The sequence below is a fragment of the Xanthomonas vesicatoria ATCC 35937 genome (assembly GCF_001908725.1).
Classification (GTDB): Bacteria; Pseudomonadota; Gammaproteobacteria; order Xanthomonadales; family Xanthomonadaceae; genus Xanthomonas; species Xanthomonas vesicatoria.
In genome coordinates, this window is sequence record NZ_CP018725.1 from 2,130,560 (window position 1) to 2,149,239 (window position 18,680).

General features: G+C 65.6%; 18 protein-coding genes and 1 pseudogene. 8 read left to right on the forward strand and 11 right to left on the reverse strand.

Features of this window, described 5'->3' with window-relative positions; translation table 11 throughout:
* Positions 1-164: 164 nt before the first annotated feature.
* Positions 165-1,061 carry a DMT family transporter gene (locus BJD12_RS09235; protein ID WP_039421815.1) on the reverse strand — a complete coding sequence of 299 codons (897 nt, stop codon included), beginning with the start codon at positions 1,059-1,061 and terminating at the stop codon, positions 165-167.
* Between the two features lie 106 nt (positions 1,062-1,167).
* Here BJD12_RS09235 and BJD12_RS09240 point away from each other — a divergent pair, with 106 nt between their 5' ends.
* From BJD12_RS09240 to BJD12_RS09265, 6 genes are all read left to right on the forward strand, one after another.
* Complete coding sequence (locus BJD12_RS09240) at positions 1,168-1,653, forward strand: YajQ family cyclic di-GMP-binding protein (protein WP_005992110.1); 486 nt, start codon at positions 1,168-1,170, stop codon at positions 1,651-1,653.
* A gap of 154 nt (positions 1,654-1,807) precedes the next feature.
* Positions 1,808-2,269, forward strand: coding sequence for a hypothetical protein (locus tag BJD12_RS09245; protein ID WP_005992114.1), 462 nt, complete (start codon positions 1,808-1,810; stop codon positions 2,267-2,269).
* Entirely contained in the window at positions 2,262-4,001 is a 1,740-nt protein-coding gene (locus BJD12_RS09250; RefSeq protein WP_005992116.1) for an ATP-binding response regulator, read from the forward strand. The genes BJD12_RS09245 and BJD12_RS09250 overlap by 8 nt, the downstream gene beginning before the upstream one ends.
* Positions 3,979-4,836, forward strand: a complete 858-nt coding sequence (locus BJD12_RS09255) for an alpha/beta hydrolase (protein WP_005992118.1) — start codon at positions 3,979-3,981, stop codon at positions 4,834-4,836. Before BJD12_RS09250 ends, BJD12_RS09255 begins: the two co-directional genes overlap by 23 nt.
* A gap of 167 nt (positions 4,837-5,003) precedes the next feature.
* On the forward strand, positions 5,004-5,564 hold the full coding sequence (locus tag BJD12_RS09260) for a DUF1415 domain-containing protein (protein WP_005992120.1): 561 nt from the start codon (positions 5,004-5,006) through the stop codon (positions 5,562-5,564).
* Positions 5,565-5,754: 190 nt separating this feature from the next.
* A complete protein-coding gene (locus tag BJD12_RS09265) occupies positions 5,755-6,561 on the forward strand; it encodes an SDR family oxidoreductase (protein WP_005992122.1) in 807 nt (268 codons plus the stop codon).
* 360 nt (positions 6,562-6,921) lie between these two features.
* Here BJD12_RS09265 and BJD12_RS09270 read toward each other — a convergent pair whose 3' ends face one another.
* The 3 genes from BJD12_RS09270 to BJD12_RS09280 are packed head-to-tail and all read right to left on the reverse strand — an operon-like array spanning position 6,922 to position 9,376.
* Positions 6,922-7,602 carry an HAD family hydrolase gene (locus BJD12_RS09270; RefSeq protein WP_005992125.1) on the reverse strand — a complete coding sequence of 227 codons (681 nt, stop codon included), beginning with the start codon at positions 7,600-7,602 and terminating at the stop codon, positions 6,922-6,924.
* Positions 7,599-8,312 carry a pseudouridine synthase gene (locus tag BJD12_RS09275; RefSeq protein WP_005992127.1) on the reverse strand — a complete coding sequence of 238 codons (714 nt, stop codon included), beginning with the start codon at positions 8,310-8,312 and terminating at the stop codon, positions 7,599-7,601. Before BJD12_RS09275 ends, BJD12_RS09270 begins: the two co-directional genes overlap by 4 nt.
* Positions 8,309-9,376, reverse strand: a complete 1,068-nt coding sequence (locus tag BJD12_RS09280; protein WP_005992129.1) for a class I SAM-dependent methyltransferase — start codon at positions 9,374-9,376, stop codon at positions 8,309-8,311. The genes BJD12_RS09275 and BJD12_RS09280 overlap by 4 nt, the downstream gene beginning before the upstream one ends.
* A 227-nt stretch (positions 9,377-9,603) precedes the next feature.
* On the opposite strand from BJD12_RS09280, the gene BJD12_RS09285 reads away from it, so the two are divergent.
* Positions 9,604-9,864 (forward strand): hypothetical protein, encoded by a 261-nt coding sequence (locus BJD12_RS09285; protein ID WP_074052541.1) that lies wholly within the window; start codon positions 9,604-9,606, stop codon positions 9,862-9,864.
* A 489-nt stretch (positions 9,865-10,353) separates the two neighbouring features.
* Here the strand turns inward: BJD12_RS09285 and BJD12_RS09290 are convergent, their stop codons facing one another.
* The 5 genes and pseudogenes from BJD12_RS09290 to BJD12_RS09310 form a co-directional block, all read right to left on the reverse strand.
* Positions 10,354-11,691 (reverse strand): PQQ-dependent sugar dehydrogenase, encoded by a 1,338-nt coding sequence (locus tag BJD12_RS09290; protein ID WP_005992132.1) that lies wholly within the window; start codon positions 11,689-11,691, stop codon positions 10,354-10,356.
* Between the two features lie 88 nt (positions 11,692-11,779).
* Complete coding sequence (locus BJD12_RS09295) at positions 11,780-12,088, reverse strand: DUF3247 family protein (RefSeq protein ID WP_039422742.1); 309 nt, start codon at positions 12,086-12,088, stop codon at positions 11,780-11,782.
* A gap of 202 nt (positions 12,089-12,290) precedes the next feature.
* A complete protein-coding gene (locus BJD12_RS09300; RefSeq protein ID WP_039422740.1) occupies positions 12,291-14,324 on the reverse strand; it encodes a PAS domain-containing hybrid sensor histidine kinase/response regulator in 2,034 nt (677 codons plus the stop codon).
* 124 nt (positions 14,325-14,448) lie between these two features.
* Positions 14,449-14,737: pseudogene (locus BJD12_RS23775) on the reverse strand (hypothetical protein).
* Entirely contained in the window at positions 14,724-15,170 is a 447-nt protein-coding gene (locus BJD12_RS09310; protein WP_005992140.1) for a hypothetical protein, read from the reverse strand. Before BJD12_RS09310 ends, BJD12_RS23775 begins: the two are co-directional and overlap by 14 nt.
* Positions 15,171-15,419: 249 nt before the next feature.
* On the opposite strand from BJD12_RS09310, the gene BJD12_RS09315 reads away from it, so the two are divergent.
* Complete coding sequence (locus BJD12_RS09315) at positions 15,420-15,995, forward strand: DUF3016 domain-containing protein (RefSeq protein WP_005992142.1); 576 nt, start codon at positions 15,420-15,422, stop codon at positions 15,993-15,995.
* Positions 15,996-16,178: 183 nt separating this feature from the next.
* Here the strand turns inward: BJD12_RS09315 and alr are convergent, their stop codons facing one another.
* Positions 16,179-17,285: an alanine racemase gene (gene alr, locus BJD12_RS09320; protein WP_005992144.1), complete on the reverse strand. Its 1,107-nt coding sequence runs from the start codon at positions 17,283-17,285 to the stop codon at positions 16,179-16,181.
* The gene (locus BJD12_RS09325; protein ID WP_005992146.1) at positions 17,285-18,586 is read right to left on the reverse strand and encodes a D-amino acid dehydrogenase; all 1,302 of its coding nucleotides are present in this window, start codon (positions 18,584-18,586) and stop codon (positions 17,285-17,287) included. Before BJD12_RS09325 ends, alr begins: the two co-directional genes overlap by 1 nt.
* Positions 18,587-18,680: the final 94 nt, after the last annotated feature.

Genomic DNA, 18,680 nt, shown 5'->3' on the forward strand with positions numbered 1-18,680 from the left:
CCTACCAGTCAATGTTTACGGCCGTCATTCCATTAGGTTCTAACGGACGGAGATTCGGGATTGGGGATTGGGAAGTCGCAGAAGCAACGCCGCCCCGCTGTTGCCGGTCCCGAGCATCAAGCGAGCGCACTCTGCTTTGACGAATCCCAATGCCGAATCCCGAATCACGGCCGCTCCAGCGGCAACGGGCGATCTGACTTGCGTATCCGCTCCCGGCGCAACAAATACAGGCCGCTGGCGACGATGATGCCAGCCCCGGTCCAGGTCCAGCCGTCGGGCAGGGTCTGCCACAGCAGCCAGTCCCAACCGATCACCCAGACCAGGCCGGTGTACTCGAGCGGGGCAATCATCGACGCTTCGCCCCGCATGAAGGCCTGGGTCAGCGCGACCTGCCCCAACGCGCCGGCCAGTCCCATCCCGGCGATCAGCAAGCCGTGGCTGGCCTGCAACGGCACCCAGCCAGGGATGGCCAGCAACCCGGCGCCGATCGCCATGAACAGCAGGAACCACACCACCATGGACTGCGGGGTGTCGGTGCGGGTCAGCAGGCTCACCGTGACCGCGGCGATGGCATAGGCCGTGGCCGCCAGCAGCACCATCAGACCAGGCAGCGAGACCAACCCGCCCACGCCCGGTCGCAGCACCACAATGACTCCGACCAGGCCGATGGCAATCGCCGTCCAGCGCCGCGGCCCCACGTGCTCGCCCAGCAGCGGCACCGACAAGGCAGCCACCAGTAACGGCGCCACGAAATAGAGGGTATAGGCGGTGGACAGCGGCATGCGCTTGAGGCCGTAGACGAAGCAGCCGATCATCGCCATGCCCAATGCACCGCGCAGCAGATGCAGGCCCCAGCGCACCGGCACAATGGCGCGCGGCCCGGCGGTGGCGAAGACCCACACCAGCACGAACGGCAGCGACGCGGCGCCACGCAACAGGGTGACCTGCAACGGCGGGTAATGCGCCGACAGCAGCTTCATCGCTGCATCCATCAGCGAAAAGCAGGCGACGGCGGCGACCATCCAGGCGATGGCGGGAAGCGGAGAGCGGGTGCTGGGCATAGGCGCATTATCGTCGCCGCAGCGCGCCAGCCGCCATGCGCCGATGACGGGCCTGGCGACGCCATGGCCTAGAATGGCCGCTGTTTTCAGACAACAGGAGCTTTGCATGCCTTCCTTCGACGTGGTGTCCGAAGTCGATAAGCACGAACTGACCAATGCGGTGGACCAAGCCAACCGTGAACTGGACACACGTTTTGACTTCAAGGGTGTGGAAGCCAAGTTCGAACTGGAAGACGGCAAGGTGATCAACCAGTCCGCGCCCAGCGACTTCCAGCTTAAGCAGATGACCGACATCCTGCGGGCCCGCCTGCTGGCGCGCAGTATCGACGTGCGCTGCCTGGACTTTGGCGACGTGGAAACCAATCTGGCCGGCACGCGGCAGAAGGTCACCGTCAAACAGGGCCTTGAGCAGAAGCAGGCCAAGCAGCTGGTCGCCAAGCTCAAGGAAGCCAAGATCAAGGTCGAAGCCCAGATCAACGGCGACAAGCTGCGCGTCACCGGCAAGAAGCGCGACGACCTGCAGGATGCGATCGCGCTGCTGAAAAAGGCCGATTTCGAGCAGCCGCTGCAGTTCGACAACTTCCGCGACTGAGCGTGGCTGAGCGATTGCCGGTGAGCGCGGTGGCCGACGCGGACATGCTGGCGCCTGCAGTGCGTTGCGGCGCCGCGCAGTGGGGCTGCTACCGCCTGCTGTTCCCATGCGGCGATCGCCCTCGCCGCCGCAGGCCGCAGGTCTAAGCGGCGCGATGCGCTTCCTGCTCACTCGCCTGTTGCATCGCCTGCACGCCAGGCGGGCCAGTGCGCCTGCTGCAGGCGGCGTGCAGCCGGCCAAGGTGTACGCGCAACCGCAGATCGAAAGCGGATCGACGCTGCATACCATGGCCGGTCTCGACCCGGTGGCTGCGGCGGCCTTTGCCGACGCCTTCGCGGTGGAAATCGAACGCGCCATTGCGCGCTGCACGCTGGGCGATGCCGACACCAGCCAGGAGCACGCGCTGGAACAGATCCACTCGTTGAAGAACACCATCTCATTGACCGGCTCGCAGCCATTGCTCCAGGCATGCGACCAGCTGCGTGCCGACGTGGAACGCGACGCGTCGAGCGACACGCTTGCGCAGCGCTTCACCGCCGTGGCCACCGCCGCAGGTCTACTGGTCAAGCGCTACCGGCGTACCCTTCCCATCGACGACGTGGACCCTGATGCGTAGCACTCCCGACCGCGCAGCGCCCGGCCTGATCCTGGCGGCCAGGCAGTTGCGTAACGACAGACTCGTGCGGCTGTTCGAGTCGTTCCTGGAATACCGCGCCTGCGTTGGCCGCGTGATCGTGCAAACCATGGTGACCCTGTGGTGCCTGGGGTGGCTGTATGGCCCGCAGCCGGTGCTGGTCAAGGATGCGCATAACGTGTTCCCCACCGCGGTGACCTTGTGGGTGATCTCGGTCGCGTGGATGGTGCTGGTGCGGCGCCGGATCATCCCAGCCAGCGACTGGCTGGATGCGATGGGCTTTGCGATGAACCTGGTGTTCATCGGCATCCAGACCACGCTGGCCTTCATCCTGTTGATGTCGTTGAACGCGTTTCTGCCGTTCATCACCATCGCTGCGGTAGCCCGCTATGGGCAACGCGCCACCTTGCCGGTGCTGCTCAGCACCTTCGTGCTGATGCTGCTGACCGCGCCCAGCGGCTATTGGCTGTCGCGGCCAGCGTATTTTGTCTATGCGGTGGCGCTCAGCATGGTATTGCCGCTGCTGGTGGCGCGTATCGTGCTGGCGATGCAGGAAGTGGCGCTGCAGGCGCTGGCCTCGCGCGATGCGCAAAGCCGCTTCATCAGCACCATGAACCATGAACTGCGCACGCCGTTGAATGCAGTGATCAATTGCGCGCAGCTGATCGAGACCGACAGCATGCCGTCCGAGCAGCGCGACCTGATACAGGCCGTGACCGTCAACGCGACGGCGCTGCGCCATCGCGTTAATGAAGTACTGGACGTGGCCAGCATCGACGGCGGACGACTGCAGCTGCAGAGTAAGTCACTGAGCATGCTGGACGTGCTGACCACCGTCAAAGCAGTGTGCGCGACGGCCGCCTCCACCAAGGGCGTGTCACTGAGCATGCGCATGGAGGCACCGAACACTCCGTACGTACTGGGCGACGAGGGCCGCATCGAGCAGGTGATCAGCAACCTGGTCATCAATGCGATCAAGTTCACTCCGGCCGGTGGCGCGGTCGATCTGCTGATCGAAGCCACCCAGACCCAGCAGCACTGGTCCATCGCCGCGACAGTCACCGACACCGGCATTGGCGTGCCCGATGACAAGAAGGCCTACATCTTTACCCCGTTCAGCCAGCTCAGCACGGGATTCAGCCGCGCCGAGGGCGGGGTCGGCCTGGGGCTGTATATCGCCTTGTCGGTGTCCGATGCGATGCGCGGCAGCCTGACGGTAAGCGACAACCCTGCCGGGGGCAGCATCTTCCGCTGGATCTTCGAGCTACCGGTGGCTGCGGCCGACGGCACCCGCACATTGGGCCTGCGCGATGCGCTGGCCCACCACGCGCAGACAGTGCCGCCGCTGCATTGCCTGGTTTTCGAGGACATGGACACCAATCGCCTGGTGATCGGCAACCTGCTGACGCGCGCCGGTCACCGGGTGAGTTTTCATGTCGATGGCACCGATGCGGTGCAGCGCATTGCCCAGGCAGCGCCGGACCTGGTGTTTCTCGATCTGCATATGCCCGGCACCGCGGGCTGGGATGCATTGGGCCAGGCGCGCGAGGCGATTGCCGCGCTACCGCCGATCATCGTGCTGACCGCCGACACCCGCACCGATTCGATGCGCGACGCGGCCGCCGCCGGCGTGGCCGGTTACCTGTCCAAACCGATCAACGCGCACGAATTGCTCGCACTGCTCGCCCACCATGCACACCGACGACCGCGCTGAGTTGAAGCCCGGCAATGCGGCGCGCCTGCATTGGCGCAGCGCTACCCGGACGCGCACCCCGGTGGCGCTGCTGTTCCTGCATGGATTTTCTGCAAGCCCGGGCGAGGCCGGCGCGCTGCCCGAACAGATGGCCGATGCGCTGGGTGCCAACGGCTACGTGCACCGCTGGCCAGGCCATGGACGCAGCGCGCCTGACGCGATGCGGGGGCTGACGACGGCGGCGTTGCACAACTCTGCGCTGGAGGCGCTGGCGCAAGCGCGATGCATGGGCGAACGCGTGGCGATTGTTGGCTCTTCAATGGGCGGCACGCTGGCGCTCTGGCTTGCGGCTCAACATCCCGAACAGGTTGCGGCGGTGGTGGCGTGGTCGCCCGGTATCCAGCCGGTCAATGTCGGGTTGCTCGATCGGCTCTGCGACGCAGATGCACCGATCGCCGACCCGTACCCGCGCAGCGCGGCGGAACTGGCGCATTGGTCGGACAGCATCCACCCGGACGGGTTTCGCGCATTGCGCGGCGTGTTCGAATCACTGGCCGCCGCGCCGCCGTGGCCGCAGGTTCGCTGCCCGGTACTGCTGGGCTACTACCGCGCGCCCAATGGCGACGAAGATCAGATTGCCTCGGTGCCGGCGATGCTGGCCATGTTCGAAGCACTGGGCACGCCTGCACCGCTCAAGCAGGCGATTGCCTTCGACAGCGGTGCGCATGCCATCGGTTCCCCGCACAAGACGCCGCTGGCCGAGCAGGTTGCACAGGTGTCGGTGGAGTTTTTGCGTGCGCATGTCGGGACGCACGTTGGCGATGCACCGCGCAGCGACCAGAACGCCCCACGCTGATTGCGTGGTGGCGGACGCGGTCGGCACGTCATTGGGCACGGAGCTCTCGCAGCAGCATGCGCCGGATCGCCCCGGTTGCGTCTGCTGCATCATCGCCATTGAATCGCCCTGAGCGGCCGCGCCCGCAGCGATCGCATACACTGGCGCGCCAGCACGCTACCGCCACGATGACCACCACCTCTGCCACGCCCGATCCGTTGACCGCGACCCGCACCTGGATCGAGCGTGCGGTGATCGGGCTGAACCTGTGCCCGTTCGCCAAGGCGGTGTACGTCAAGGATCAGGTGCGGCTGGTGCTCAGCGATGCCAGCACGCCCGAGGCGCTGCTGGAACAACTGGCCGAAGAACTGGTGCTGCTGCGCGACACGCCGGCCGAGCAGATCGACACCACGCTGATCGTACATCCGGACGTGCTCACCGACTTTCTGGATTACAACGACTTTCTCGACAACGCCGACGCAGCGGTGGATGCGCTGGACCTGCAAGGCATCCTGCAGGTGGCAAGCTTTCACCCCGATTATCAATTTGCAGGCGCCGCGCCAGACGATGTGGCCAACTTCACCAACCGCTCGCCGTTCCCGACGCTGCATCTGCTGCGCGAGGACAGCGTGGAGCGTGCGGTGGCGGCGTTTCCGGATCCGGACGTGATTGTCGAGCGCAATATCCAGACGCTGGAACGGCTGGGCCATGCGGGCTGGGACCGCGTGTTGAACGGCGCCGAGCACTGAGCGCGCCTGCCGCTGGCGCGCCGGTGCGTGCAGCAACGGACCGACTACCAGCACCCGCGGCGACAGAACTAGTCCCTTGAAGGACCGGTAAAAAGCGGGTTTGCGTCGCTGTCGCACGCATGCCTGACGTTGCTGCAGCGCTGACATGCCGCGCGTTACAGTGCCGCACCCTTCCATTAGCGCGCACACCATGGCTCTGATTCCCGCTGTTTCCGCATGGAACCCGTCACCGCTGCAGGACCGCGTGGTGGTGATCACCGGTGGCGCGCAAGGCATCGGGCGCGGCATTGCGCAGGCCGTGCTCGGTGCCGGTGGCAGCGTGGTGATCGGCGATCTGGATGCCGACGCCGGGAAGGCCTGTCTGCAGGAATGGGCGCTGCCGCGACGCAGCGCATTCGTGCGTTGCGATGCCGCGCGCGAGACGCAGGCCGCGCGCTTGATCGCCACTGCGCGCAAGCGCTTCGGCAGGCTCGATGGCTTAGTCAATAACGCCGGTGTCCCGGACCCGCACGTTGCGCCGTTACCACAGCTGGAGTGGGATGACTGGAACCGGCGTCTGGCAAGTCTGCATGGCGCGTTTTTATGCAGCAAACATGCCCTGCCTGCACTGACGCAGGCGAATGGCGGTGGTGCGATCGTCAACATCGCCTCCACCCGCGCCTGGCAATCGGAGCCGCATAGCGAAGCCTATGCCGCGGCCAAGGGCGGCCTGGTTGCGTTCACTCATGCATTGGCGTTGAGCGAGGGCCCGCAGGTGCGCGTCAACAGCATCAGCCCGGGGTGGATCAGTACCGATGCCTGGCGTGCGCCGCAACGTCGTCGTGCGCCCAAACTATCGCGACGCGACCATGCGCAGCACCCGGCCGGACGTGTGGGCACGCCGGAAGACATCGCGCAGTTGGCGGTGTATCTGCTGTCGCCGCAGCTGTCCGGATTCGTCACCGGCCAGGACTTCGTCGTCGACGGCGGCATGTCGCGCAAGATGCAGTACGTGTGAGGGCATATTGCTGATGGTGTTGGCGTGACGCACCGCGCAACGTGCTGATGCGTGGCAAAGACACGCACTCTTGGCGATCTGTGGTGCTTGCATGCACTGCGTCGGTGAGACGGAAATCTGGATGTTGGCGGCGTGTCGTGCAGCCACATCGGTATCGCTACGCTCTGCCTTGTGCAGGCATTGGTTGCGTCGGTTTGCTCGTACCCTCACCCCAACCCCTCTCCCGGCGGGAAGAGGGCTTTGGTGGTTCGCACTGATCACCCCGACGCATTGCGGACTGATCGCCGGCGCGCGCTGCTGCACCTGGCATTCGAGCGCTACGGCCCGGATGCCGTTCCGGACGCGCGCCCATACCCGTGATCAGCCCGACAGCTGCGCCTCCAGCAGGCGCTGCGCATCGCTCAGCGACGGCATGATGCGATGGCCCAGCGCGCGCACGTTTGCATCGGGTTCGAGCAGGTCCGGGATCTGGATCGGAGTCATGCCTGCCGCCAATGCCGCGCGCACGCCGGTAGGCGAGTCTTCCAGCACCAGGCAGTGCGCAGGGTCCACGCCCAGCGACTGCGCTGCCAGCAGGTAGATATCCGGCGCCGGTTTGGGATGCCGCACATCGCTGGCCGTGCACACCGCATCGAAGCGCCACAGCAGATCAGCCGCTTGCAGCTTACGCAACGCCAGCGGTCGCTGCGTAGAGGTGGCCACCGCACGCGGCATGCCGATCGCCACCAGATACTCCAGCAACGCAATGATGCCGGGCCGGTGCGGAATACCGCGTTCGGCAACGGCGTCATAGAGCAGCTGCGCGCGCGCCAGCATGCGGTCGGCAGCGGCGTCGCCGACGCGTTCGCCAAGCAGGAGGCGGCACGCTACATCGCCGGTACCCACCATCTGCAACCAGAACGCCGGCTCGATTGTCAGCCCCTGCTCGTCTGCGGCCTGTGCCAGGCAGGCGGTGATGGCGCGCTCGCTGTCGAGCATCAGGCCATCCATATCGAAGATCACCGCCCGCGGGCGAAACGTCAGCGGCGTAAAAGCCGTCATGCAGCCGCTCCACGCCCGAACAACACCTCCAGATCGCTGGCATCCAATGCGCGCCATTGCCCGGCAGGCAACGCGTCCAGCGACAAGCCGCCGATACGGCTGCGGTGCAATGCCGCCACGTGATTGCCGGCGGCGGCGAACATGCGGCGCACCTGATGATAGCGGCCCTCATGCAGCGTCAGGCGTGCCTGGCGTGGGCCAAGCACCTCAAGCTCGGCTGGCAGCAAGGGCTTGGTTTCGCCCTCCAGCAGCAACGTGCCGCTGGCAAACAGCGCCGCTTCATCGCCACGCAGGTCTTCGGCCAGGCTGACCTCGTAGACCTTGTCCAACGCGGATTTGGGCGAAATGATCCGGTGCAGCAAGGCGCCATCGTCGGTCATCAGCAGCATGCCGCTGGTGTCGCGATCCAGCCGCCCTACCGGTGCCAGGACCGGCGCACGCGAGCGAAAGCGCGGTGGCAACAGCTCGTAGATCAGCCGGCCGGTGTCCTTGGTCGAACAGGTGTAACCGCTTGGCTTGTGCAGCAAAAGGCTGAAACCTGGCGGCGGGTCCAGCGGCTCGCCGTCGATACGGATGGCGTCGTGCTCCACCTGATCGTCGGCATACAGCACCTCGCCCTGCACATCGGTGACCGCCCCCTGGCGAAACAGCTGAGTGACCTGCTTGCGGCTGCCGTAGCCAAGATTGGCGATGTGTTTGACCAGTTTCATGCACGTGCCGCCTTGCCGCGCACGGCGGCGATCAACTTGAAGCCGTCGCGCTCGGCAGCCACGCGTACCTGGCCGAAGCTTTCGTTGAGCACCTGCTCGTAAGGCAGATGCCGGTTGGCGACCAGCAGCAGCTGCCCGCCCGGGCGCAATGCCTGTGCGGCCACGGCGATGAAACGCTGACCGATGTCCGGGCGATCGGCGCGCGAGGGCGTGTGGAACGGCGGGTTGCTGACGATGAAGTCGTACTGCGCCCCCAGCCCGGCGGTGACGTCGTGCCAGAGATACTGCAGCTGCGCCGGATGCGCGATGTCGTGCAGATTGCGTCGCGCCAACGCGAGTGCGCGCGCCTCGGCTTCGTACAGATCCAGCGCGGTGACCTTGGGGCAGCGCGCCAGTACTTCGGCCGAGAGATACCCGAACCCCGCCCCCAGGTCGGCGCCATGTCCGGCCAGGGTGGCCGGCAGGTGCTCGACCAACAAGGCCGACGCAGGGTCGATACGATCCCAGGCGAACACGCCGGGGCGGCTGACGAAGCGCCCATCCAAAATCTTGCGCGGCGCATCCAGCGCAGCCCAACGCGCCTGCAGCGCGGCATCGGTGTCGGCAGGCAGCGGCGCGGTCCAGTAGGTGCGGCAGTGGTGCTTGGTCAGGCTGCCGGCAAGGCCGGCCAGCTGGCGCAAATCGGCCTCGCCCGAGCGCGCGCCCTCGTTGTTGGACTGACACGCCACCACTCGACCGCCGGGCGCGGTCAGCGCCAGCGCGCGTGCAAACAGCGCCCGCGCTTCTTCGCGCTGCCGCGGCGGCAGCACCAGCACCAGCGCATAACGGGTGCTGTCGGCCTCGATCTCGCTCTCTTCGCGCACGCGCCAGCCGCTGCCCTCCAGTGCCTGCGCAAACGGGCGAAAACTCTGCTCGCAGATCAGCGCGTCGGCGGATGCATGCTCACGCAATGGAAAACCATCGCGCGCGCGCAGAAACAGGACCGGGCCTGTCGGCCACGGCAGCGCGCCTTGGGCGAAGGGCAGGAACAGGGCTTGAAGCGGTGCATCGGGCGGGCCAGCCATCGGATCATCGAGTCGTGAACAGACCGCCATTGTAAGGGAGCGCTGCCCGGCGCCCGTTCTCGCCGCGCGATCTGACCCGGCCGCATGGCGGCTCGCGACGTGCTGACGCGACGCGTCCATTCCGTGACATGCGAACAAATTGCCTTGCACGACTTACACAGACCGTTGATGCGTACGCAACATCTGCCGGCCTAGGCTGGAATCCAAGCCCACACCGGAGATACGCGATGCGAGCCCTGTTTGTAGGTGGTGTTGTCGACAACAGCGAAATGGACCTGGACGACACGCCGCCACCCATGCATTACCCGGAAAACACCGGCGCTGGCCGCCCTCGCTACCGCCTGCATCAGGTCGGTGAGCGTGAAGACGGCAGTGTCGCGTACGCCGTTTACGGCGCGCCGGAAATGGCCGACGACGACATCAGCCGCATCACCGAGGAGCGCGGTTATGCACGTCGCTTCAGTGCGTCTCCGGAGCCACCGCGCTGAGTCAGGCGGCCGCCGTGCGTTTTGCAATACGTGCAATCGCTGCGTTGTAGCCCGTGCCTGATGGCTGCAGCTTGTTGAAAGGCGCATCCAGCCCAACTGCAAGGAGTCTCGCTTGGCCGTCACGTCTGCCGGCCTAGGTCATCCGAGTGATCGCCCACGGGATTCCGTGTTTTGACAACGCTACCTGTGCCGCACATCCGAAAAAGCCGGGCACCTGCCCGGTTTTTTTACTGTCGTTCTCGACATCGGCGCAACTTTCTTGTCCGCCAAGCGCAACCGCCAGATCAAAGTGGCGCGTCAGCAGGCCCGGCCTTGCGCAGCATTCGGCGATAAACCAAACCCCTCTCCCTCGGAAGAAGGAATGAGCTGAGGAAACTGGGCAAAGCCACGTTACACCGTGCGTCCAAGCGGCCACACATGTGCCCTCATACGCCCTCACGGTGCGCCTTCCCCCGAGGGGAGAAGGGACAACGTCGGCGAACCGCCCGCTTACCGCCCCTTCGGTGTTACCCGCCAGATCACATTGCCGACATCATCGGCCACCAGCAAGGCACCGCTGTTGTCCGCCGCAACTCCCACCGGGCGACCTTGGGCATTGCCTTCGGCATCGAGAAATCCATCGAGGACGGTGATCGGGGTTCCGCTGGGCTTGCCATCGGCAAACGGTACGAACAGCACCTTGTAGCCGCTGGGTGGATCGCGATTCCATGAACCGTGCTGACCGATGAAGGCACCCTGGCGGAACCGCTCCGGCAGCAAACTGCCACTGGAGAAGGTCAAACCGAGCGAAGCCGTATGCGGCCCCAGTGCGTAATCGGGCTTGATCGCCTTGGCGACCAGTTCCGGGTTTTGCGGTGTGACCCGCTCATCCACATGCTGGCCGTAATAGCTGTACGGCCAGCCATAAAATCCGCCGTCGCGCACCGACGTCAGGTAGTCCGGTACCAGATCGCTGCCGATTTCGTCGCGCTCGTTAACCACGACCCAGAGCGATTTGCTCTGCGGTTCCCACGCGGTGCCCACCGGGTTGCGCAGCCCGCTGGCGAACACGCGGCTACTACCATTGGTCGGGTCGATCTCCAGGATTGCGGCGCGATTGAGCTCGGCTTCCATCCCATTTTCGGCCACATTGCTGTTGGAACCGACGCCCACGTACAGCTTGCTGCCATCGGCGCTTGCCAGCAGTGACTTGGTCCAGTGATGGTTGAGCCCGCCGGGCAAATTGGCCACAAACGTCGGCTTGGCGCTGAGATGCGTGTCGCCCGGCTTGTACGGAAAGCTCACTAGTGCGTCGGCATTGGCCACGTAAAAGCGTTCGCCGATCAATGCCATGCCGAACGGCGAGAACAGGCCGCTGATGAACTGCGTCCGCACCTCGGCAATGCCATCGCCATCGGCGTCGCGTAGCAGAGTGATGCGATTGGCGCTGGGCACCACGGCGCCGGCTTTCTTCATCACCGCCCCCTGCACCTTCTTGCGTAGACCGCCGCCGCTTTCGGCATCCTCCGGCTTGGGCGGTTCGGCGGTTTCGGCGACCAGCACATCGCCGTTGGGCAGTACGTACACCCAGCGGGGGTGATCGAGATCGCGCGCAAAGGCATTGACCTGCAGATCGTCGGCCGCCATGGGCTTGGCATTGGCGGCCCAGCGCTTAACCGGGGCGACTTTCACCGTGGGGATCAGCCGTTTGACCGGCTCGGGCAGCTGCGGGTCAGGCCCGGTTCCCTGTTCGATGGCCAGCGTGGCGGTATCGCCGCATCCGGCGAGAACGGCGACCGCGATCAACGACAGCGGCCAGCGAATGAGCGTGGGCAGGGATGCATGCATTGCGAGCCAATCCTGAACAGTTGCGACAGTCGGCCATCATGCCGGCAACTGCTCAGAGAGAAGTAAATACATCGTCAACACACGCGCTTTACGGCATGACCTGTGGATCAGCGCCCAGGGGCAGCGGGTGCACAGCTACGATGCGATCCATCCAGATCCAGTGCGGCTCCTGCGAGGCGTCTAACTGATCCAGACGCAACTGCCCGTTGAGGCCTTCGTTGTCGTTGTCGTCGAGGTAGGTCTGGATGGTCGGGCGTACGGCGACGGTGCCGCTGAGCATGCTGCCGTCATCCAGTTCAATGCGCACACGTTCCTGTCCGCCAAGTAGGGAAACCCAGTGCTCAAGCGTGGCGATTTGCACCTGTTCTGAATAAACGTGCGGGGCGTATTTGGGCATCGCGATCTCTCCGTGGGGTGGAGTGCGTCACGCTAGGGCACTGGGCGTGAAAGAGGCAGCAAACGCGGCACTCTCCTGCAACCATGCTTCCCGGTGACGCGTCGCTGAAGGTGCGCAGGCACGCCGATGTCGCTCCAGACGCAGCTGCGATTGCTGCGCCAGTTACGATGCTAGGCAGCCCGGGGTGACCGTCGCACCCGTATCACGCCACCGCTTCGCGCGCCGCACGCACGGCGGTGACCAGCTGCGCAACGCTGTACGGCTTGGCCAGGTGTTCCTGAAACCCCGAGTCCAGCGCGCGCTTGCGATCGTCGTCGCGGGCCAGTGCCGTCACCGCCACCGCCGGCAACGCTTGCCCATCCAGGCCCAGGTTGTCACGCACGGTGCGGATCAATCCGTAGCCATCCATCCCAGGCATGCCGATGTCGGTGAGCATTACGTCGAAACGCGCGTGCCCGCGATGATCGATCAAGGCCAACGCATCGGTGGCGCTGCCGGCGGTGACCACTTCGGCGCCCTGTTCTTCGAGCAGGCGACGCAGGTAGTCGAGCATGTCCGGCTGGTCTTCGACCGCCAGCAGGCGCAAACCGTTGAGCGCACGCGCTTCGACGATCTGTTCGGACATCAGCCGCCGACGCAGCTCGCGGCGCGGGCGCTTGGCCTGATCAGGGACATGCTCGGGCAGGCGCACCGTAAACGTGGCACCCTGGCCGCGCCCGCCGCTGGTGGCACCGACCTGCCCGCCATGCATTTCCACCAGTTGCTGCACGATCGCCAGACCCAGTCCCAAGCCGCCATGCTGGCGCGTCGTGGTGCCGTCGGCCTGACGGAAGCGACCGAATAGATGCGGTAGGAACTCGGCCGCAATGCCGTCACCGGAGTCGCGGACCGACACCAGCAGATGCCCGTCGTCGCGCTCGATGGTCACATCGATACGGCCATGCGCCGGGGTGAACTTGATCGCGTTGGAGAGCAGATTCCACAGTACCTGCTGCAGGCGCGTGGCATCGCCGAGCACCAGACACGGCGTCGGCGGCACATGTAGCTCCAGCACCTGATCCTTGCCGTCGGCAGCCAGTTCCTGCGTGCTCAGCGCCTCGCGTACCTGCTCTGCCAGGTCCAGCGACTCGACTTCCAGCTGCACCTTGCCCAGCAACATGCTGCTCAGATCGAGCATGTCGGAGATCAGCCGCTTTTGCGCACGTGCGCTGCTGGCGATCACCGACAGGCCCTTGTAATTGGGATGCCCTTCTTCCACGCGCTGCAGCAGCAACTCGCTCCAGCCCAGAATGGTGGTCAGCGGCGTGCGCAACTCATGGGAGAGCGTGGCCAGGAATTCGTCCTTCAGCCGCGCCATGCTTTCGGCTTCGTTACGCGCACTGCGCTCCGAATCCAGCAGCTGCTCGCGCGCCAGTTCGATTTCGCGCTGCTCGGTCACATCGGGGCTGCTGCCGGCCAGGCCGATGAAGCGTCCATCGGCCGAATAGCGCGGCGTGGCGGTCATTTCGATCCAGCGCCACTGCCCGTCGTGGCGGCGCGCACGTACCAGCGCGCGCAGCCCGCGTTGTTCTTCCAGCGCCGCCGAGAGCTCGAACTGGAAGATCGACCGGTCGTCCGGGTGCAGCAGCTCGCTCCATGCCGACACGGTGCCGCTGGAAATATCCAGGCCGAAGAATTCGCCGTAGGCGCTATTGACGAAGCGCACTACGCCTTGCGCGTCGAGCACCCACACCGGCATCGGCAAGCCGTCGGCCAGCGCGGAAAAACGCGCTTCGCTTTCGGCCAACTCGCGCTCGACGCGTTTGCGCTCGGTAATGTCCATGAACAGCACGGCGACCCGCGCCTGCTCCGGCTGACCGACCCGGAAGGCATCTACCGAGTACCAGCGGCGCAAGGCCTTGGCCTGCATTTCGAAATGGATGCGGTTGCCGGTACGGGCGACCTGGCCATAACGGTCGAACCATTCCTGCTCATGCTCGGGCAGCATGCCGCGGATGGACACATTGAGCGCATTGGACAGACCGGTATAGCGCTCAAACGCGCCATTGGTCGTGCGGATCATGTAATCGACCGCCTGGTCACCCTCGAACACCATGTCGATGACGCAGAAACCCGCATCGATATTGTGAAAGATCTCGTGGTACATCGCCGGATCGAGAAACGGCTCGGCGATGGCGGCCGGCAAGGCGGCGGCCAGGTCGGGACTGGGGCTGGAGGTGCTCAAATCGGAAACCACGGATGCTGCCGGAGCGGATGACGGACTGATGAAACCATGCCCGATGTCGTCAGCGGGTGCACGGGGGTCGGCCGGAGTTCACGTCTCCGTTGCACACGTTGTCGCTTTGCTCCGTGCCGCTAACTCACCAGAGGGTGGCAGCTGCCAGGGCAATGCAGGTCGCCAGCACCACGATGCCGACGATCACCCCGCGAAATACCCACTCGCCCTCACGGCGCAATTGTTCGTCCATCCAGCGCTGCGCTTCCTCGCGCCAGGCGGTGGAGCGCGCGTAGTCTGAGTCCAGCAACAGGAGCCGTACCCGCGACAGCCCTAGCTCCGTGCATTCACTACGGCAGCGCTGGCTGAAGCCATCCACCGGTGGCCACCTGCGCGCCGATCGGCAACTCCAGATCGAGTTCATGCCTGGACATAACGTGGGCGCTCCTGATCAAGCTCATGCTCCAGCGCCATGCGCGCCAGTTGGGTGTAATTAGCACGCGGGCCCTGGCCGCGGCCGGTGAGCATTCCCTGGTAATCCAGATCCTGCCAAACCCGCCCGGTCCACTCGACGCAATCCTCGGCAATCACCAGCATCAGCGAATAGCGGTACTCCAGCCCCGTTGCCGCGGTGTAGGCATAGACCGGCGGAAACTGCACTGCCACGTCGACCTGGCGCGCCAGCCCCGCCAAATGCTCACGCAGCGCATCGCGCGGGTCGGTGCCGGGCTCCAGATGCAGCGCACGCGTGGCCAGATCGAGATCTACCTCGCTTTGCAAGGCGACGAAGGCGGCGGCCCCGGTGGCGGGGTTATGGCCGTGCTGCTTTGCCCAGTCGATGAACTGCAGGCGCACGTCCGCCGGCATGTGCGCCGGCGCCGATGAAGCTGACTTTGTGCGGAAAGAATGGGTGTCCATGGCGCAGATCTTCCGGGCTGTGCCGTGAAGCGCGGGCGCAGGCGCAGTGAGCACGCCGTCATGGCGGCCGCAGTGCGGATTAATCGGGCAGCAACGCGGATACGAGCCCAGGCGGAATCTGCGTTGCGGGAGGGATGGCACAGCCCCACACTGCAATGACCGCTGGTGCGCAACGTACCTTCCGCTTGGAGGCTTTCCATGAAACTTTCCAGTGTTTCCGGCGCCAGCCTGTTGCTGGCAGGACTGCTCGCAGCGACCGGTGTGCAGGCGCGCGTGCGCAATGTCACCGACCCCCAGGCGCCACGCGCGCTGAGCAGCGATGGCAAGGTGGACGTACGTTGGACCGACCCGGCCGAATTCTCCGAAGTGCGCTTCAGCGGCAACCGCTGGGAAGCACAGCGTGGCGATTGGGTGACGCAGTTGGCGACGCATTTCCAGCAAAGCGCGGCCCGGCAGCTGCCGGAAGGTCAGCACCTGAGCGTGACCATCACCGATATCCGCCGCGCGGGCCAATACGAGCCCTGGCACGGCCCACGTATGCAGGATGTGCGCGTGGTCAAGGACATCTATCCGCCACGCCTGAGCTTCACTTACACGCTCACCGGTGCCGATGGCCGGGTGATCGACCAGGGCGAGCGCAAGCTGGTGGATTCGGCCTTCCTGATGAGCGGCCCGCGACTGACCGACAGCGACCCGCTACGTTTTGAGAAAACGATGATCGACGACTGGGTGCGCAAGCAGTTCCGCGGCGATCGCACTACGGCTGGGTTGTAAGTTGCCGCTTCACGCCCCTCGCCCTTTGGGAGAGGGGCAAGGATGCGCGCACCGGCGAGGCACTCGTATCGCTCAGACCTCACGGGGCTCTGCTCGTACCTCATCCGGTGCTGCGCGCTACCGTCTCACACTGCAAGACGTAAACACGACTTACCGCGCTGCACCTTTGCCCACTGTTGAAACCTAGCCTACCGCCGCCGGCTCACGTATTGCTGCAGCCTCGCCCACATACACGCGGGGCACGCGCTTCAAGCCGCACAGCAGCTGATATGCGCTGACATTGCATTGCGTCGCCAACGGGCTTACGCGCGGCGCATCGCCCCAGAGCTGCACGCCAGAACCAATATCGGCCTGCGGGTGATCGGTGAGGTCCACGGTGAGCATGTCCATCGACACGCGACCGATCAGCGGGCACACCTGGCCATCCACCAGCATAGGGGTGCCATTTGGCGCGAACTGCGGGTAGCCGTCGGCATAGCCCATCGCCACCACGCCCACGCGCGTCGGCCGCTCGGCCACGAAGCGTGCGCCATACCCCACCGGCTCGCCGGCCGGCAGGTCGCGAACGCTGATGATGCGCGAGCGCAGCGTCATCACCGGGCGCAGCTGCGTGGTCAGCTCGGTGTCGTGCGGGAACGGGTTTGCGCCGTACAGCATCAAACCTGGGCGCGACCAATCGTTGCGCAACGCCGGCCAGCCCAGCAGGCCGGGTGAGTTACGGATGCTGGTTTCCGCACGCATGCCGCCAGCGGTCAGCGCGAACGCCACCGCCTGTTCGTCGGTACGGCTGCAGTCCAGTTCGTCGGCGCGCGCCAGGTGGGTCATCAAGACCATCGAGGCGATCTGCGGCAGCCCGTGCAGACGCAGCCAGGCGGCGCGGAAATCCTCCGGGGACAGGCCGAGCCGGTGCATGCCGCTGTCCAGCTTCAGCCAGATACGCAACGGCCGCGGGCTCTGGAACTCGGCCAGCGCGCGCACCTGCTGCGGAGTGGAGACCACTGTCCAAAGATCGTGCTCGGCGATCAGGCGCAGCTCGTCCTGTTCGAAAAAGCCTTCCAGCAGCAGGATCGGCGCACGGATGCCGGCCTGGCGCAGTTCCAGCGCTTCTTCGATGCAGGCCACGGCAAAGCCGTCGGCTTCCGGTTCCAGCGCCTGCGCGCAGCGCACCGCACCGTGGCCATAGGCATCGGCCTTCACCACCGCCAGCGCCTTGCTGCCGCCGAGCCGCTTGGCCAGCCGATAGTTGTGACGCAGTGCGTCCAGGTCGATCAACGCTTGCGCAGGACGCACTACGCGGCCTCCCGTTGCGGGCGCGGGCGCGGGCGCGCGCTGCGCGGCGACAGGTAGCGGAACACGTCCAGCCCCTCGGTATCGATCTCGGGCGTGCGGCCCCGCATCAGGTCGGCCAGGTAGCGCCCGGAGCCGCAGGCCATGGTCCAGCCCAGCGTGCCGTGGCCGGTATTGAGGAACAGGTTGGCGAACGGGGTGGCGCCCACCACCGGGGTGCCGTCCGGCGTGGCCGGGCGCAGACCGGTCCAGAACTCGGCCCGGGCCAGATCGCCGCCGCCGGGATACAGGTCGTTGACCACCATCTCGAGGGTGGCGCGACGACGCGGATTCAACGACAGGTCGAAGCCTGCCACCTCGGCCATGCCACCGACGCGGATACGGTCGTCGAAGCGGGTCAGCGCGATCTTGTAGCTTTCGTCCAGCACGGTGGAGGTCGGGGCGCGCTGCGCATCGACGATCGGGATCGTCAGCGAATAGCCCTTGAGCGGATAAACCGGCAGATGCAGGCCGAGCGAGAGCAGCAGGTCGGCCGAATAGCTGCCCAGCGCCAGCACGTAGCGGTCGGCGGTTTCGAGACGGCCATCGATCTGCACGCCGGTGATTTCACCGCCGGCATGCTCCAGCCGCTCTATCTGCTGCCCGTAGCGGAAATGCACCCCTGCCTGCGCGGCCAGCTCGGCCAGGCGCTGGGTGAACAGCCGGCAGTCGCCGGTCTGGTCTTCGGGCAGGCGCAGCGCACCGGCCATCTGCGCGCCGCCGCCGGCCAGGCCAGGCTCGAACTGCGCGATCTGGTCCGGGCTCAGCAGCTCGTACGGCACACCGTACTGGGCCAGGACCTCGATGTCCTGTGCGGCGGCGTCCAGCTGCTGCTGGGTGCGGAACAGCTGGGTGGTCCCGAGCTGACGGCCTTCGAATTCGATACCGGTATCGGCACGCAATGCATTGAGGCAGTCGCGGCTGTAGTCGGACATCCGCACCATGCGCGCCTTGTTCACCGCGTAGCGCTCGGCGGTGCAGTTGCGCAGCATCTGGCTCAGCCATGCCAGTTGGCGCAGGTCGCGGGTGGGGCGGATCGACAGCGGCGCATGTTGCTCGAACAGCCACTTCATCGCCTTGCCCGGCACCCCTGGCGCGGCCCACGGCGAGGTATAGCCGAACGAGAGCTGGCCGGCATTGGCGTAGCTGGTTTCCAGCGCAGACGCCGGTTGGCGGTCGACCACGGTGACCTCGCAGCCCGCCTGGGCCAGATACCACGCACTGGTGGTGCCGATGACGCCGCTACCGAGAATGAGCACCCGCATGTCGCTCTCCTGAAAGGGTATTCCCCCACAACCGTGCGCTGAGGGAGACAGTTAGCCGCAGTATATTGCGAGCCAGGCAGTGCCATTTCTGGAA

Excerpts from the sequence above, each read along its gene's own strand:
- BJD12_RS09275 (WP_005992127.1), bottom strand. The coding sequence starts at position 8,312 with ATGAAACTGGTCAAACACATCGCCAATCTTGGCTACGGCAGCCGCAAG.
- BJD12_RS09285 (WP_074052541.1), top strand. The coding sequence starts at position 9,604 with ATGCGAGCCCTGTTTGTAGGTGGTGTTGTCGACAACAGCGAAATGGAC.
- BJD12_RS09240 (WP_005992110.1), top strand. The coding sequence starts at position 1,168 with ATGCCTTCCTTCGACGTGGTGTCCGAAGTCGATAAGCACGAACTGACC.
- BJD12_RS09295 (WP_039422742.1), bottom strand. The coding sequence starts at position 12,088 with ATGCCCAAATACGCCCCGCACGTTTATTCAGAACAGGTGCAAATCGCC.
- BJD12_RS09265 (WP_005992122.1), top strand. The coding sequence starts at position 5,755 with ATGGCTCTGATTCCCGCTGTTTCCGCATGGAACCCGTCACCGCTGCAG.
- BJD12_RS09235 (WP_039421815.1), bottom strand. The coding sequence starts at position 1,061 with ATGCCCAGCACCCGCTCTCCGCTTCCCGCCATCGCCTGGATGGTCGCC.
- BJD12_RS09315 (WP_005992142.1), top strand. The coding sequence starts at position 15,420 with ATGAAACTTTCCAGTGTTTCCGGCGCCAGCCTGTTGCTGGCAGGACTG.
- BJD12_RS09310 (WP_005992140.1), bottom strand. The coding sequence starts at position 15,170 with ATGCCGGCGGACGTGCGCCTGCAGTTCATCGACTGGGCAAAGCAGCAC.
- BJD12_RS09255 (WP_005992118.1), top strand. The coding sequence starts at position 3,979 with ATGCACACCGACGACCGCGCTGAGTTGAAGCCCGGCAATGCGGCGCGC.
- BJD12_RS09290 (WP_005992132.1), bottom strand. The coding sequence starts at position 11,691 with ATGCATGCATCCCTGCCCACGCTCATTCGCTGGCCGCTGTCGTTGATC.
- BJD12_RS09245 (WP_005992114.1), top strand. The coding sequence starts at position 1,808 with ATGCGCTTCCTGCTCACTCGCCTGTTGCATCGCCTGCACGCCAGGCGG.
- BJD12_RS09260 (WP_005992120.1), top strand. The coding sequence starts at position 5,004 with ATGACCACCACCTCTGCCACGCCCGATCCGTTGACCGCGACCCGCACC.
- BJD12_RS09250 (WP_005992116.1), top strand. The coding sequence starts at position 2,262 with ATGCGTAGCACTCCCGACCGCGCAGCGCCCGGCCTGATCCTGGCGGCC.
- BJD12_RS09325 (WP_005992146.1), bottom strand. The coding sequence starts at position 18,586 with ATGCGGGTGCTCATTCTCGGTAGCGGCGTCATCGGCACCACCAGTGCG.
- BJD12_RS09270 (WP_005992125.1), bottom strand. The coding sequence starts at position 7,602 with ATGACGGCTTTTACGCCGCTGACGTTTCGCCCGCGGGCGGTGATCTTC.
- BJD12_RS09280 (WP_005992129.1), bottom strand. The coding sequence starts at position 9,376 with ATGGCTGGCCCGCCCGATGCACCGCTTCAAGCCCTGTTCCTGCCCTTC.